The sequence below is a fragment of the Bradyrhizobium sp. CCGUVB1N3 genome (genome assembly GCF_024199925.1).
Classification (GTDB): domain Bacteria; phylum Pseudomonadota; class Alphaproteobacteria; order Rhizobiales; family Xanthobacteraceae; genus Bradyrhizobium.
The window spans coordinates 2,935,946-2,950,741 of sequence record NZ_JANADR010000001.1 but is presented as its reverse complement, the minus strand read 5'-3'; the positions used below and the strand labels follow the sequence as shown (position 1 = coordinate 2,950,741).

The following is a 14,796-nucleotide window of genomic DNA, read 5'->3' as shown; positions in this document are numbered from 1 at the left end:
CCCTCCTTCAGAACTTACCCAGCGCGCAATCAGTCAACCACCGTTTGCAGGCGTTTGGAGATATTCTGCGTCGGATTTTGAGCCAAGGGTCAAACGGTGGGCGACGCTGTCGTCCGCGAAGCGAGGATAGCAGAAGCCTGCAGATCCACGCTGAAAGTCCAATCGATCTCGAGGGTGTCAGTGTGGAAATCGTCGACAAGCGGGTCTGTGAAACGAGCATCGATGCAAATTTCGGCACGGCGGCGACGCAGCAAGAGAGTGAGAAAGTCTCTGCCCCATCTCACCTCGATGCGGCCGCTTGCGGTAATCGAAGCGAAGTACAGGGTTAGGTTACCGGTCTGGAAACCGAGCCTCGTCCAGCCTAACTCTGCCCAATCGGCGGTGGGAATTGGAAGTTCGGGGAACTCGATGAAGAGAGTTTCGATCTGAGCCGTGTCATAGGCGAAGCGCCGCCCTCCCTTCTTGCGCCACGCGATCAGCACATGTTTCGTCCCAGGCTCCAGATCGAGCGCCGCGAGGGATCGATGACTTCCGTCGATCCATCGTTTTTCCGGGCAAAGATTGATGGCTGCGGCCGCAGCGGCGAACAGCTGCATCATTTTGTCACCGCCGGAGTTTGGGCCAGTGCCCCGCTTGAGGCCGCCTTGCTGAAGAAAGCAGACGGCCTGGTTGGTGATGACGTCGGCCCCAACGGTGCGCCCCGCCGCGCCGCATCGCGACCATGGCGAGAGCCGCTCCGAGGGCGATTGCCATCTACGGAGCCCGCTGAGAGACGTTTGTCTGAGCCTATGACGAGTAGCTGCGGGTTCCAGATAACGCACCACGGGCGGGCGCAGGCGGGTTGCGTCACGGCTTGGGCGCTTGGCTTGGAGATTTGGCCCGTCGAACTGAGATGCTGCTTCTGCCTGTTGGGCCTTGATGAGCAAGCTATTGCGCTCCGGTCCCGGGGGTAACCGCGACGCCTTGTCCCGCGCCTCTTTCGCAACTGCCGTCAGCCGTTCATGCAGCGATTTGCCGATCCGACCTCGTCTCACCATAGGACACTCCGCGAGAGGTCATGATGCAATTAAATATAGGTAGATAGGAGGTCGCGTACGCCTACGAAAGTTAGTAGGCCATATGATGCAGTTTCAACTGATACGCATTGATGGTTGCGGTGCGGTCGCGGAGCTAGAGAAATGCCGATGTGTCGCGGAGCTATGGGCATGCTGAGACCTAAAGAATATCGCGAGCTAGCTCAGATCTACAGGGACATGTCGAGAGCCGGTGATGTGTCGCCTAGGCGATTGTGCGTCTTGGTCAGCATCTCCAAAACATATGCCAAGTTGGCCGACCAATGTGAGCTCCTAGACAACATCGCCAAAGATGAAGACTGCAGCCACCACAGTCATTGATCAAATCATGCTCACGCGCCCGGAGTACGAGGCGGCTATCCGAGTGGCCGCCCAAGCAGTTGTCGCGGAGCGAACAGCCCGAGATCTGGCGCAAATGAAGGAGTATCTCAATGGGCTGCTGCAAATTCAAATGGCGAGCATCCCACCTCAATCTCGTTGCGGATCATCTGGTCTTTCGCGCTGCACGTCACGCACTACAGTCTCTGCCGCATCCACGACGGCCTGCGTGCGATGATCATCACCACCTCGCGCCAAAAGAGAGGCCGCAAGCCCCAAGGAAAGTAGCTAGAGCGTCTGAGGCCTTGGTTAGGTGACGAAGGCGTGTCGCAAGCGGGCTCGAAAGCAAGTTCTGACAGCTTGGTTTTTTGACCCCTAGCGACGCGCAGGCCGAGGCGGCCATGAAACGTGACCGCCAAGTCGCGCGGGTGACGTGACCTAGCTTTACCACGAGTCGCCCGTCGTGCGGGATTGAATGTGGGCCTGCGTTTTCGGAAACGCCGCTTCGCGCATCAACCTCCCCGTGACCGCCCTACGCCCCGGATTATCGACCCGCGCGCATGGCCGCAAAGCTCTCCTCATGCTGGATGATGCCAGCCCCGATCTGCGGCCCAGTCCTCGCGCTGCATCTGATGCCCCACGGTGATCTCCTAGCCCATTGCGCTTACACGCAGCGCGGGCCCGATCCCGCGACCAGCCGTGCATGCGACGCAGGATAGGCGCGGTCTCGACCACCTTGTCGTCGAACAGGACGATGCCTGCCGTGAAGTTGGGGGCGCGAATTTGAGCGAGGATTTCGGTGATCATGGCCCCTTAAGCCGTAAGGTTATTCCACTCGCGCGCAACCCACTGGCACATGTGGAGAAGCTGACGCAAGGCTTCATCCGCATTTGACGTATCAATAGGACTTGCCCGACCGTGCGCAGCATCATCTCGCCAGAGCGAAACGATACCTGCAAACGTCGTCAGAGTGTTACGTCTGTGCGCGTCGGCTTTGCCTACGATCATGTTCAACACCGCTTGGCGTCCTCGATTGCCGTGATACGCCCTCAAAACCCGTTCCTCGTCCCCTTCCTTGGTGATCGCAATCGCCAGCAAAACCGACTCTGCGGCTGCGCCGACCATTGCACAGCAAGCTAACCACGCTTCCGCATTTCGGCACCTGATCGCTTCCATGGCCCGTTGATGGAATCCACCCCCGAAACGAGGCTGATAGCCGTTAAAGGTAGCCGCAAGCGAGCCCGGTTGCGCAATTAGGAAGTTGCGGCGTCAAGATTTTCTAGCGCGGCCCGCCCCGCGACTGTGAGCGAATAGCCGCCTTCCGGGACTGCTTGTCCGCCCGTATTTCGGACTCCTGGTCGAACAAGTCCGCGCCTACATATTTCCCATGCCGCCTCGAAAAAAATCGGCGACAGTTCTCGAACACGGCCCTCGTTGAAGGGTTCATGAGGGTATCGCTGTTGAACAGCAACCGCCGCTCCAGTCCGCGCGTATAGATCATATCCGTAACTTCCCGCCCGGTCATTCCGCAGAAGATCGAGCAATATGGCAATTGCCTCATCTAAATCCATGTGCCTCTCCGAACAACAACGCTGCCCAAGATGGCACGTTCTACGAGCCTTCGCTGGCTATCGCGCGCCTCTCCCGATTATTCACAGGGCTGCCTCGGATGACCGAACGACCCGGCAAGCCCTGACCGCGCGGACATTGCGCTCCGCGCGACGTAAATAAGAGGGGCGCCGTTGATGTTTATAGCTCCCGGCGCGGGGCCGGTCACCACGGCTGAATGATCCCGTCGCGCACCGCGATGGCGACAGCCTGCGTGCGGGTTGCCGCGCCGAGCTTCCGGCAGCAGTGAGCGATGTGCGCGATCACCGTCCGCTCCGTGATGGAAAGTCGCGCGGCGATAGCGGCGCTGGTCATGCCCAAGGCAACGAAGGTCAGCACCTCCCGCTCGCGGGGCGAGAGCGGATGTTCGGGCTGGGATGGCACGCCCTTGAGTCTAAGCAGCCGGTCGAAGGCGTAGTGCGCCATCAGATGCAGCGCGGGCAGTTTATATTCAGGCAGATCGAACTCGCGCCCGCCGAACCACACCTGGCCCATCCTGCCGGCAGCCGAGGCGACTGGGACAACCACGCCGTCCACCATGCCAAAGTCTCTCGCAAGCCGCACAACCTCTACGGCGCGGGGTTGTCGCTCGGGATCAATCGGCGTTTCCTTGTACCATCGGAAGGGCAGCACCGTCGTTTTGCAGTGGTGAAACACAGGATCGTCTTGCGTGTACTGCTTTTCGATGTAAGTCGGCACGTACCCGTCAGGCATCCGGTTCTCGATGGCCACATCGTCATAGCTCTGGTTCGGGCCAGGGAGAAAGCTGAGACAGAAGTGGTCGATGCCATGCTGCTCTAACAGCTCACCCATCGCATTCGTGACGCTCGCGGCGTCAGTCAGTGGGGCGAGGTTTTCGATGAACTCAAATACTTTGCGGTCCATAAGCGGGCGGCCTTTCTAAGATGGCCTTGCGCTAGAACGTCTCCAAACATCGGCCGTCTGGGCAGATAGGTGGTCGGGTTTGTGTCCCAAAAATGGCCCGCACATTGCCATTCGTCCATCTGGCCGGATTGCACGGATCACACCCGGACAACGGCGGCCGTTCGCCTCGCACGCCGCGAATGGCGCTCGGCCTCGGCGGCCATTGTCATTTCTTACAATGTCGACTTCGACAATTTACAGCCGCGACCGATCACCTATTTGGACGCAACAACATATGACAGTCGCAAGAAACAAATTGACGGCGCTACACCCCTCGTGAAAAGAAGCCCGCCCTTCGAATGACGAAGGGCGGGCAGTGTCGGCAAGGCGGACCCGATATCGCCGCCTACGGCAAGTCGGGCATGTGCATAGTCTTCCTCGCCGGTCCATCTGTCCTAAAGGTTGTCGTTCGGGTTGGCCATAGTCAACTCGGACGACAACTGAATAATCGCTCAACTCGGATTTCAACTTTGGCTGTGGCGAAAACCTGTGCGGCCAAATTTATTTCGCCACAATCATCATACTAATCATCAACACATAAGCAGCGGCACAAGCCGCGCGACTAATGTGCATAGATTGGACGGGCACCGATGAGACGCTGCGGTGACTGCTCGTTGTGTTGCAAGCTTTTGCCTGTGCCGCCTTTACAAAAGGCTGCGGGCGAACGTTGCCGCTTTCAACAATTCCACAAGGGATGCGCCGTCTATCACACGGCGAAGATGCCGCCTGAGTGCGGCCTGTGGAATTGTCGCTGGCTGATCAACGATGACGCTGACGATCTGTCGCGACCCGATAGATCGCACTATGTGCTCGATCTCATGCCCGACTTCGTCACGGTCCGCGACAACGAGACGGGCGACGCTCAGAACATTCAGGTCGTCCAGGTATGGGTCGATCCGCACCACCGCGATGCCCACCGCGATCCCGCCCTGCGACGCTGGCTGACCCGCCGCGCCGAAAAGGGCATTGCTGCGCTGATCCGTTTCAACTCCAGGAAAGCTCTCGCCGTGTTCGCGCCACCGTTCGACTTGGCGGGGCAATGGCGCGAGATCGACAGCGGCATCGCTGCGGGCCGCACTCACTCATTAGCAGAAATCGCGGAGGCGCTCGGTGGTCGAGCGTCGGCGACCATCGAGACGAACGGCAAGGGATAGGTTTAGGGAATGGCGTACAGCAATGAACTGACCGAGATCGCGCTCAACGAACTGAAGCTGCATGGTGTCAAGGGGCAGACCCGAGACACCAATGGCGGGCACATCGAGATCGCCTGGCAGGTGGTGCCGGAAAAGGAGGTCCGCCGCGTGATCGTCGCGAAGACGGCCAGCGACTGGCGGGCCCGCATGAACACGCGCGCCGAGGTCCGTAAGCTGCTGCGCGCCGACAACGTGACGCTGAAGTCTCAGAACGACAAGCCGGAGAAGCCGAAGCCCTTAACGAAGGCGCTGGAGTTGCCGCAACCCGAGGCCGTCGTCCCGATCCCGGACCAGATGAAGGCGCTGCGCGGAGAAGTCGCCGATCTGACCGAGCTGGTGCTGCGGCTTACCAAGATCGCGACCGGCATGCGCGAGGTGCTCACAACGCACGTTCCGAAGCCGCAACCGGCCGCCCCGGTGATCAAGCCGTCGTCGCGCAGCATCAAGCTGGTCGAGTATCTGTCGCTCGACAAATGGGTCGCGATCTCGGCCCTGGTGCGCGACACCGGCCTGACCCCGACGCAGATCAAATTGAAGCTGCAATACCTCAAGCAACACGAACAGATCGAGAGTTACCGTGGCGAGGTCAGACTGAAGCCAGCGGTGCCGACGCCGTCCGCAAAGAAGACGAAAAAGGTCGCGCCGGCGAAGCCGACTACGAGGAAGAAGCGCGCTCGGCAGCTGCACCAAGTGGAGCAGGCCGCATCCGCATGAGCGAATGACGTAGCGCGGATACGAGAAGGGAGAACTCCCCGAGATAAACGACCAGCTGGAAGGAAACGAGGCGCAGCGCAGAGCTCGATCTGGGCGGCGCGATGCTAAAAACTGGGCATGTAATGAAGGAGCGCAAAGATGCGCCGTAGACAAAAGACATCGCCGCGTGCGGTGAACGATGGGGATCGCGAACTCGGCAGGAATATCCGGTCGCGGAGGCTTGAGCTGCACATCAGCCAGTCCGAGTTGGGGGAGGCCCTGGGCGTCAGCTTCCAGCAAATTCAGAAGTACGAGAAGGGCACCAACCGTGTCGCAGCGGCGCGATTGGGCGAGATCGCCGCTTTCCTCAAGACCACGGTGGCGGCTCTGATCGGTGGGGACCTTCCATGGGACAAGCAGAAGAACAGTTTGGTTAGTGAGTTCGTCGCGAGCAGGGACGGCATCGATTTGATCGAGGCCTGGTCACGGGTGGAAAGCCAGCAGGTCCGGCGCAGCATCATCTCCCTGACGCGCTCGCTGGCCGCGGAGGGGCACTGAGGCACTGACGAGGAGGCCCAGCTATGTCTGATCCGCGCGACGACGATCCCGAAGTGCATTCCCCGCCGAACGAGTTGAGGCGCATCGACGCTGTCTGGGCCTTCATCTCCAGCGACGAGACCGGTGAAGGTCTCTGCGCCGCGCCGTTGATGGGACCCGGCACGCTGATCCCGCTGATCGCCGCCGACGAGGAGCGGCTGAAACTGTGTCTCCCCTGGGCGCGCTGGATCGCGGCGATGAGCGGCAAGACGATCAAGCTGATCAAGCTGTCCCAGCGCGCCGAGATCATGGAAATCGGACCCGATGGGGAGACGATGCAATGAGCGGCGTACTCATTATCGGCGAAAACGAGCGGGCCGAGATCGCTAAGGCGATCCGGTCGGCGCTGGCCAAGCCGATGCCCTGGGAAAAGATGCGGCAGATCATTGTCGACGACCGAGACCATCCGACCAATACGCTGAAGCTCGGCGAGCGGCCGGACCCTGACCGCATCGAGGCGCTCCGCAGGGAATATCCGAGCTATCCCGTGCAGCTCGGGTCCTACGTCGCCGCGATCTCGTTCGAGGAGCAGGCCTCCGGACTGTTCCGGCATCTCTCAATCTCCTCGCGCGTTCCCGGCAAGGTCCCGAATGAGCACGCCGCCAAGATGGTGCTGGAGGCGTTCGGCTTCTCTGGATATCCGCCGAGCCGTCCCTATCGCGTGTGGGTCGAGGAATACGAGCCCGGTCGCGTCGCCATCAACTTCGTTGAGCTGGAGCCTTCATGACCGAGCACACCAAGGACAAGCTGGCTGGCGCATTGCGCGAGGTCGGGCTGCACGAGATGGCCGAGCGCGCGGCGACCGGCTTCTATCACGATTTCCTTTCCCCGCTCGATCTTCCCGAGATGGAGCTGGAAAAGGACCTCCGCGTGGCAGCCCAGGTCGCGCTGTCGTTCAACGATCAGAAGCGGGCCCAGGCCATCGAGGCTGTGCGAAAGCGGCACATCAATGGGGACTTCGACGCGAGCCCGGAGGAGTCCGAGGCGTGGGCCGAGAGCGAAGAAGGACGGGATGCGTTCCGGCAGCTGATCGAGCCGAGGTCGAAGAAATGACGACCAAAGACGAGATCATCGAGCAAGCCGCTCGCATCATCGATACGAACGCCTTCACCCGCTATGTGACCCACGAGGGCATGATCAAGCGGCAGAAGATCGCCCGGCGCAAGGCCGCCGAAATCCTTTCCATGTTGTGTGACGCCGCGCGGGAGGGAACGAATGAGCGGGGATGACCGCGTCTCGGGAATTCCCGATAGGGCACCCAGGGCCTTCGACGCTGCCAGTCTGGTTCAAGACACAAAAAAAGCCCCGCTAAGCGGCGGCCACGGACGTTTCGAAAGGGAGTGTGATGCTCGTTAAGCTCGATCAGTTGAAGCCTAATCCGGCCCGCGATTTCAAGGTCGATCCGATGGCACCCGACGTCGTCGTCAATCTAGAGAAGTCGATCCGGCAGGATGGGTTCTGGGGCGGCGTGGTCCTGCGCAAGAACGAGAACGGCGAGCTGGAGATCGCTGCGGGGCACCACCGGGTAGCCGAAGCCCTCAAGGCTGGCATCAAGAGCGCCGATCTGTTCGTCGGCGACATCGACATGGTCGGCATGATCCGCATCTACGCGAGGGAGAACGCAACGCAGCGCGGACAATCAGGCACGGCGCAGGTCGGCACCGTGGCGGCGGCACTGCGCTATCTGGCAAAGCAGATCATGACGGGAGGGGTTTCTCGTGATTTCGCGAGAAACCACGACCTCGACAAGCTGCAAGGCAACATCGCCAGCGCCAAAGGCATCGGCGAGCCAATCATCACCGAATTTCTCCAGAATGTACCCGACATCAACGAACACACCGTCCGTCAGCAACTGGCCGTCCTGAAATCCTCCGGCGACTATGCCCGGATCATCGACGAAGTCGCGACCGAGGTCGAAGACGAGAACGCCGCCGCCGTCGCAGAGCTGGAAACGGCCGAGCGCGAGCGGGCGGAAGCTGAGCGTGAGGCCGCAGCTGCCGAAGCGCGCCGTCAAGCTGCCGCCGCTAAGGCCAAGGCCGCTGCCGACGAAGCTAACAAGGCGAAGGCCAGGCGCGAGCGGGAAGCAGCCGAGGCGGCCAAGGCCAAGGCGAACGCCAAAGGAAAGGCTGCTACCCAGCGTGCGAAGCAGCACAGCCAGGCGCAGAAAGCCACCAATGTCGCACGAAGCGCTCGCAACACGAGTGTCAGCACGCCGATCACGTTCGATCTCGCAGGCGTGGCGAAAGTGCTCGATCAGGCCGGATTGTTGGAAGCCTTCCGCAAGGCCGTCACCGCGCCGAATGTCGCGTCGTTGCTGCCGGTCAGCAATCAGGCAGCTCTCGCGCGCGAGCTGGTCGAGATCGCCTATAAGAACCAGATCGACGTCACTGCCCGGTTCATCAGCGAGCGCATCGCCTACATGGTGCATGACATCCGGGTGAAGCAGCGGCGGGTTGACGGCGACGAACACGACCGCGCCTTGAAGTCCGATTGGACCCGGCAGGCGACCGAGTTTCAGCACCAGCTCTCACGGCAGGCGAACGCCATGCTGTCGCAAGCCAAGAAGCTGAAGACGCACTGCGAGCGGGCACCGACGGGCGTGACGCTCACTGCCAACGCCGAATTGCGCAACGCCATCAACAATGCACGCGAAGCCTTGCAGATCGTCGGAGAGCTGCAGTGAGGAAACAGGTTGCAAAGCTCCGTCGTGTCCGCAACGCCAAACATGCCCTTGGGGCGATGCAAACCCGCGACGGGGGAAGGCGCAGGTCGACCTCGCCAGCCAGTTCTACAAGCGGTTTCCTATCGGAATGAGGTTCAACGCCGACGAGTTCGACAGCTGGATCGAGTCCCACAAGCTGATCGAGCGCCCAGCTGGAGGTAAGCGGTCGGCGGCCTGGCGCAGCTATCTCGACCAGCGTAACCAGCTTCGCGTCAAGATCAACCGGTCAGCAGTTCATCCGAGAATGACTGAGGCCGGATGCCAGCCGTACGTGATCGACTGGGTCGGCGTTGGCTACGAGGTGAACACGCCCGAACGCAGCGCGATGATCAAATCGATCTTCTCGCAGATCGCAAGCCGCATCGTGACGAAAAAGAAGCAACTCGCGCGGCTGTACCAGGCCAAGGACTACGAGAGCCTGTCCGAGGTCGACCGCGCGTGGATGGTGGTCGAGACGATCAACGACCTTGCCGAGTCGTTCGCGGGACAGATCTTGCAAGCCGAGCGTCGCTTGCACCGGTTTTCTGATCGCATCCATGCGGAACAGATCAACATGCTCGAAAGGCCGCAGGCCCGTTAACATCGCTGCCGGGTCTGGCTGGGCACAAAAAAGGCCCCGCCGAAGCGGGGCCTAGGCCGGGAGGTTCGTTGCGTCAACGCGCGGCGGCTTCCAGCATCTCAATGCGGGCCATTGCCTCCTGAAGCGTCTTGGTCAGAGCCGCGATGATCGTCCACGGGTTCGGAGATTGGATCGCATCCGGCGCATCCTTCGGGCAACTCGCTGCGCTATCAATCATTGCCTCTTGAAGCTCGTGGGCTAGGAAACCCCAACGCTCGATATCATCACCCGCGAACATCGGAGCTGTTCCAACCTCTTGCCCCTCATCACGAGCCTTGGCGTTGTACTCCAATTGCGATGGCGGCGTGAAGTCCTTCTGCGTGTATGAGATCGGCCGCAATTTCTTAACGGTCGACCACATGCTCCGCAGATCGGCCACGTCTTTTTGGTGCGATAGTCCGAGGTGACGCTGATGTTGCCGAGGTTGGTCGCGTCGATCCACAGTTGACACGGCCCGGAATTGTAAAAAAGATTGAAACTGTTGCCGCCATAGCCTCCGCTAAAACCTTGCTTGCACACATAACCGAGAGCGCTTAGAAATTGTCCACCTGATTGAAACTGCCAGTCTTTGGTTGCATTCGTTACGTGGAAAGTCCCGGAAGAACGCTCCCAGTACATTGTGGACTTGTTGGCGCCGGTCTCATCATTAAAGAACAGATTAGCGTTGGCACCGGCTTGTGCTTGTACGACAATGCTGTTCCCAAGTGCGGTAAGGGCACCACCGCATTTTAGATCAATCGAAGTCGTGATGACACCAGTCGAGCGGGTGATCTTGAACGGCGTATCTATGGCGACGCCGGCATCATTGTAACGGATGATGTCGAAGTCGCTGCCCACGTTACTGCCGCTCTCCGATGCAGCATTGCCGAACTCCATGACCCAACGCGCATTCCCTGTGGTGAACCCACCAATCGAGCAATTTGTCCCCGCACTACCTGATGCCTTGTTCAAGGTTATCTGGCCAACGGCCGAAGAGATGATTAGTTGACCGCCGGATGAAATCGTCAAGTTACCAGTCAACGTGCCACCAGCAATAGGCAGTGCTTGCGACCAAGCCGCATTCAATCGACCGTAGGTCTTACCGTCGCTCGGCGCGTCTGTACCTGTCAGATTTTGCGCATCCCACGTCACGCCACTCCAACGATACACCGGCACGCCCGCCACCGCTGGCGACGGGTAGAGTTGACCCACGCTCGGAGTGTTGGGGAAGTCCAGTGCCATCATAACCTCGCATCAAGGCTCATAGCGCCACCGCCAGCGACATTCGAGTAAATTGACCCGACCGATCCGGCAGCTAGGCCGCTTGCGACGCTCCATTGAACAGACACCGCATTGGTCGTGACGATACCCACCACGCCTATGCTGGTCACCGCGACGCCATTCGCTGACATGTTGACTTGCACCGGAGCAGGCACGGCTCGCATGATATTTGGCGTCCAGATGACCGTCTGGCAGGTCGTGGCCGTGTCGCACATGCCAACAGCGACGCGTTGATACTGATTGCCGTTCCATAGCCACAAATATCGCTGGGCTTGCAGAAGTTCCTGATCATATGGACGCATGATGCAGGCGGCGCGATCAGCAGAGGGCAGTTCAAGTCCGGGTAGCACGATCAAGCCAGTAATTTGGAACGTGTCAGTCGTTGCCGCGACACCATTGATGGTGCCTGTCGCTCCAGCGAGGTTCGCCGCAGCCCACGCGTTCGGAGTGCCAACCAGCGAGCTTCCGGCCATCAAGCAGAAACGAACTTGCGCTCCGAAACTGTTGTCGGTCGGCCACGTTCCGGTAACGTCACCCGTGATCGGCACCGCGTTGAATTGCCACGTGTCGGCGACGTTTTGGCTATAGGTGAACGGGAAGCTTCGATTGCACGCGCCGTTCTCATAGACGCCGGAATAGAGTCCAGTGCGGTGGTGCTTCGACCAGAACCCAATCGTGAGGGGCATGGCGGTGGACTTGCCAAAGCCCGCCTTCATCGTTCTATTGCCTTCGATGCGATTGATCAGAAAGGCACAGTCACCTGATCCAGGTGAGGCGTTAGCCGTCGTGACAGCGACCTTGAGCGAAGATCGCAAACCGGGAGGCGCATCGAGAACGCAGGAGCAGGACAAGACCTGAGCGCCTGAGCTGTTCACCGCCCAACTATCGACGAGATAAGCATTGCCGCTCGTGGACCCGGTGCCAATCACCTGATTGACATCGCACGAACCGTTGTGCTGCATGCCGTTGTAGGCGAGCGCATCGAACGGCGCGGCATAGATGTTGGAGCGCGCCTGCGTCTTCTGCGATGCCGCGAGCGCTTGCACCGCAGTCGAGACGTAAGCACTCAGATCGGGCGACGGAATGGTCACCACCCACTGCGTGCTCGTGCCATCGTTGTACAGCACATAGAGCACGCCAGTGTCGGACTTCCACCACAGGCTCTTGTCGGGTGCGCCAACCGGGGCGGTATCGGAGACGTAGACCGACGCGCTCGTACCGGGAGGACCAGCAGGGCCAGCAGGACCAGCAGGACCCGTGTCGCCCTTTGGTCCTTGCGGACCTACGTCACCTTGCGGACCCTGGTCGCCTTGATCGCCCTTGTCGCCCTTGGGGCCGGGTGCGCCTGTCGGACCCGCAGGACCGGGCGGACCTGCCGGACCGGGCGGGCCTTGCTCTGGCACTTCGATGATCGTGATCGGGTCCGCCAGAATGACTTGAACGTCATCCTCGTCCTGCATGACGAGCACATCATCGTCGGCGCTGACAACGACATCCGTCATCGCGACGGTCCCATGCTATGAGCCCAGGTCCCGCGCCAGATACGGATTTGCGCGCCAGAGTTGCTCGCAATCAACGATTGCTGATACTCGTGCGCCGCAAGCTGCTCCAAGTCCGCTTGCAGAACAACCAATTCAAATTTGCCGTTGACGGCATCGACCAGGGCGATGCGTCCATTCTCGGTCGTCAATTCCATCGACACGGTGGCATCCTCGACGTGAGGCCGCAGCATCATGTGAAATGTCCAGCCGGTCAGATCGATCGGTGCGCCATCCACCGTCTGGTAGACGAACGCGCGCCGAAAGTCGGCGTCGCTTTCGGTGCTGATGTTGACCGTGGTCATTTCTTGCCTTTCGGCTTCGACTTGAACACGTTCTCCAGCTTCTTCGACAGCGGGATGTTCACAAACGCATCGTTGATCTGCTCGTGCGTCGTGATCGCCCCGCTATCGATCCCAGCCTTGACCTGCGAGTAGATCGCGAAGCAGGACCCAATGTGATCTTGCACGCCATCCGACAAATCGATCATCTGCCGTGCGTCGATCGGCACCAGCCTGCCGTCCTCCGTCACCCAATCGGTGGTGAATTGCGGGTCGTTCCCTGCCGCGTTCCGCGCGCCGATGATCATCAGCTTCGATCTATCGTCGGTCCCGACCACATAGCCATTGATGACGAGACTGAGGGTTTCGCTCGTCCAGCGCACATAGGCCGCATAGGCTTCCAGCGTCACGAAGATGTTGTAGGGCTGCAGCACCTCCTGCAGGGCGCGGTCGGTCTGGTTGCCTTGGATGTCGCGCGGCCACGCCGTGGGCACTCCACCCATTCCGCTCCACGCCGCATAGTCTGCCTCATCCGAGGCGATCTTGGTCTGCTTCGAGCTGGAGAAGATGCGCCCGTCGTCGGCGAGCCAATACCAATCGGTCGGATTATAGGTTATGACCATCGTCACTGCTCCTAACCGTACTGTCCGCCTGAGCCTGTCGTACCTGCCACAGTGCCGGGGAAGTGATTGACGCCAGCACCGCCAGTGGCAATGATGGCATTCAATTCAGCGTCGTATTTTTTCCCGCTGACGTTCCCATAACCGGTGATTGTCCCAAGCTGGTTTGCCCAGACGCCCAGACAATTCGCATTGATGAACGGTCCGGAGTACGACACCGGGTTGATGACATTCACAGTCGGTCGATTGACCGGATCACAGATGATCAGAGAGTTGATTTGCACCCATGCAAACCAAGAAGCGCCACCCGAGATGATGTGGTTGCCCGTAATGCCAAGCGTACCTCCGTCAGTCGCAGCGACCTGAGCGGCAACAGCCGACCCCCATTGCATGTTGCGAACAGTCACCGCGCCATTGTTGCCATGCGACCAGAGGCAATTGCCCGGATCGCCGGTACCGGCCGTCGTCCCGGTGTTGCTGATCTGGAAGCCAGCGACAAGATAACCGCTGCCATAAAGAATGAATGTCGTTCCGGTGCTGCACGTGAGTTGGCAACCGGATGGCGTCGCCTCGTTGCCGAGGATATTGATCGAGCCTGAGCCGTTCATCGGCGGAGCAACGGTCTGTCCGATGTAGACACCATTGGCCACGTGGATCGTGACGCTATAGCCGTTGAGATTGAAAGTCTGAGCTACATTGATGGCATGTTGGATTGTCGCGAACGGGGTGCTTGCCGTTCTTCCATCGTTGAGCGTGTCGCTGCCGGTGGTTGCGACGTAGTAATCCAGCGATGCGCCCAGCATCGTGACGCTGTCTGCGCCGATGAGGAAGAACACGGTGCCGTCATAGACCAACTCAATGACGTCACCAGCGGCGAAGTCACCGCTCTGGATGTCCTTATTGCCGCGCTTCTTCATCGGCTTTGCGCCGAGCGCGTTGACGTTGAGCACTGACGGCCCGGTGGGCGCATTGCCGACCTTCATCCGCACGACGAGACCGGCGCGCAAGGCGGTCGGTGCCGGGGTCAGCGTCACCTGATAGGCATTCGCCGTTCCGGCATCGAGCGCGTAATTGAGCTTGCCGCCCTGCACGCCTTGACCGAGCTGCCTCAGGTCGGCGTTATCAGGCACGAGCCCGCCGTCACTGATCAGGTTGACGATCTCGCGCTGCGGATACTCGATGGACGCGGCTGGCGGGATTGAGCCCTGCGTGCCAGTCGCCGGATTGCCGTTGATGTAGGGCGCGTTCGGATCGCTCACGCCATAGGGCTGGATGTAGAGCATGCGCGCGTCCTCTCACGGCGTCCCGCAAACCTGCGGAACGCTGTGTTCTCAGATTGAAAATGTTTGG

18 protein-coding genes are annotated in these 14,796 nt (G+C 60.2%); 9 read left to right on the top strand and 9 right to left on the bottom strand.

Going from position 1 to position 14,796, the window contains the following annotated elements:
- Positions 1 to 89 precede the first annotated feature (89 nt).
- The 3 genes from NLM33_RS14030 to NLM33_RS14020 all read right to left on the bottom strand — a co-directional run bounded on the left by NLM33_RS14030 (position 90) and on the right by NLM33_RS14020 (position 3,884).
- A complete protein-coding gene (locus NLM33_RS14030) occupies positions 90 to 1,037 on the bottom strand; it encodes a hypothetical protein (RefSeq protein ID WP_254106197.1) in 948 nt (315 codons plus the stop codon).
- A gap of 1,167 nt (positions 1,038 to 2,204) precedes the next feature.
- Positions 2,205 to 2,567 (bottom strand): hypothetical protein, encoded by a 363-nt coding sequence (locus tag NLM33_RS14025; RefSeq protein WP_254096630.1) that lies wholly within the window; start codon positions 2,565 to 2,567, stop codon positions 2,205 to 2,207.
- 597 nt (positions 2,568 to 3,164) lie between these two features.
- Positions 3,165 to 3,884 (bottom strand): LuxR family transcriptional regulator, encoded by a 720-nt coding sequence (locus NLM33_RS14020; RefSeq protein ID WP_254096629.1) that lies wholly within the window; start codon positions 3,882 to 3,884, stop codon positions 3,165 to 3,167.
- An 845-nt stretch (positions 3,885 to 4,729) separates the two neighbouring features.
- Here NLM33_RS14020 and NLM33_RS14015 point away from each other — a divergent pair.
- The 9 genes from NLM33_RS14015 to NLM33_RS13975 all read left to right on the top strand — a co-directional run bounded on the left by NLM33_RS14015 (position 4,730) and on the right by NLM33_RS13975 (position 9,708).
- Positions 4,730 to 5,077, top strand: a complete 348-nt coding sequence (locus NLM33_RS14015) for a hypothetical protein (protein ID WP_254096628.1) — start codon at positions 4,730 to 4,732, stop codon at positions 5,075 to 5,077.
- Positions 5,078 to 5,086: 9 nt separating this feature from the next.
- Complete coding sequence (locus NLM33_RS14010; RefSeq protein WP_254096627.1) at positions 5,087 to 5,830, top strand: hypothetical protein; 744 nt, start codon at positions 5,087 to 5,089, stop codon at positions 5,828 to 5,830.
- Between the two features lie 138 nt (positions 5,831 to 5,968).
- The gene (locus NLM33_RS14005) at positions 5,969 to 6,367 is read left to right on the top strand and encodes a helix-turn-helix domain-containing protein (RefSeq protein WP_254096626.1); all 399 of its coding nucleotides are present in this window, start codon (positions 5,969 to 5,971) and stop codon (positions 6,365 to 6,367) included.
- Positions 6,368 to 6,390: 23 nt separating this feature from the next.
- On the top strand, positions 6,391 to 6,690 hold the full coding sequence (locus NLM33_RS14000; RefSeq protein WP_254096625.1) for a hypothetical protein: 300 nt from the start codon (positions 6,391 to 6,393) through the stop codon (positions 6,688 to 6,690).
- A complete protein-coding gene (locus NLM33_RS13995; protein WP_254096624.1) occupies positions 6,687 to 7,133 on the top strand; it encodes a hypothetical protein in 447 nt (148 codons plus the stop codon). The genes NLM33_RS14000 and NLM33_RS13995 overlap by 4 nt, the downstream gene beginning before the upstream one ends.
- Entirely contained in the window at positions 7,130 to 7,459 is a 330-nt protein-coding gene (locus NLM33_RS13990) for a hypothetical protein (RefSeq protein WP_254096623.1), read from the top strand. Before NLM33_RS13995 ends, NLM33_RS13990 begins: the two co-directional genes overlap by 4 nt.
- On the top strand, positions 7,456 to 7,635 hold the full coding sequence (locus NLM33_RS13985) for a hypothetical protein (RefSeq protein WP_254096622.1): 180 nt from the start codon (positions 7,456 to 7,458) through the stop codon (positions 7,633 to 7,635). The genes NLM33_RS13990 and NLM33_RS13985 overlap by 4 nt, the downstream gene beginning before the upstream one ends.
- A 116-nt stretch (positions 7,636 to 7,751) precedes the next feature.
- Positions 7,752 to 9,089, top strand: a complete 1,338-nt coding sequence (locus NLM33_RS13980) for a ParB/RepB/Spo0J family partition protein (protein WP_254096621.1) — start codon at positions 7,752 to 7,754, stop codon at positions 9,087 to 9,089.
- A gap of 127 nt (positions 9,090 to 9,216) precedes the next feature.
- Positions 9,217 to 9,708 (top strand): hypothetical protein, encoded by a 492-nt coding sequence (locus tag NLM33_RS13975; RefSeq protein WP_254096620.1) that lies wholly within the window; start codon positions 9,217 to 9,219, stop codon positions 9,706 to 9,708.
- Positions 9,709 to 9,781: 73 nt separating this feature from the next.
- Here NLM33_RS13975 and NLM33_RS49625 read toward each other — a convergent pair whose 3' ends face one another.
- The 6 genes from NLM33_RS49625 to NLM33_RS13950 are packed head-to-tail and all read right to left on the bottom strand — an operon-like array spanning position 9,782 to position 14,729.
- On the bottom strand, positions 9,782 to 9,985 hold the full coding sequence (locus NLM33_RS49625) for a hypothetical protein (RefSeq protein ID WP_371929944.1): 204 nt from the start codon (positions 9,983 to 9,985) through the stop codon (positions 9,782 to 9,784).
- On the bottom strand, positions 9,946 to 10,968 hold the full coding sequence (locus NLM33_RS49620) for a hypothetical protein (protein WP_371929943.1): 1,023 nt from the start codon (positions 10,966 to 10,968) through the stop codon (positions 9,946 to 9,948). The genes NLM33_RS49625 and NLM33_RS49620 overlap by 40 nt, the downstream gene beginning before the upstream one ends.
- Positions 10,968 to 12,467 (bottom strand): hypothetical protein, encoded by a 1,500-nt coding sequence (locus tag NLM33_RS49480; RefSeq protein ID WP_305880486.1) that lies wholly within the window; start codon positions 12,465 to 12,467, stop codon positions 10,968 to 10,970. The genes NLM33_RS49620 and NLM33_RS49480 overlap by 1 nt, the downstream gene beginning before the upstream one ends.
- A gap of 38 nt (positions 12,468 to 12,505) precedes the next feature.
- Positions 12,506 to 12,850: a hypothetical protein gene (locus NLM33_RS13960; RefSeq protein ID WP_254096618.1), complete on the bottom strand. Its 345-nt coding sequence runs from the start codon at positions 12,848 to 12,850 to the stop codon at positions 12,506 to 12,508.
- Positions 12,847 to 13,449 carry a DUF4376 domain-containing protein gene (locus tag NLM33_RS13955; protein ID WP_254096617.1) on the bottom strand — a complete coding sequence of 201 codons (603 nt, stop codon included), beginning with the start codon at positions 13,447 to 13,449 and terminating at the stop codon, positions 12,847 to 12,849. Before NLM33_RS13955 ends, NLM33_RS13960 begins: the two co-directional genes overlap by 4 nt.
- Positions 13,450 to 13,460: 11 nt before the next feature.
- On the bottom strand, positions 13,461 to 14,729 hold the full coding sequence (locus NLM33_RS13950; protein ID WP_254096616.1) for a hypothetical protein: 1,269 nt from the start codon (positions 14,727 to 14,729) through the stop codon (positions 13,461 to 13,463).
- Between the last annotated feature and the right edge of the window lie 67 nt (positions 14,730 to 14,796).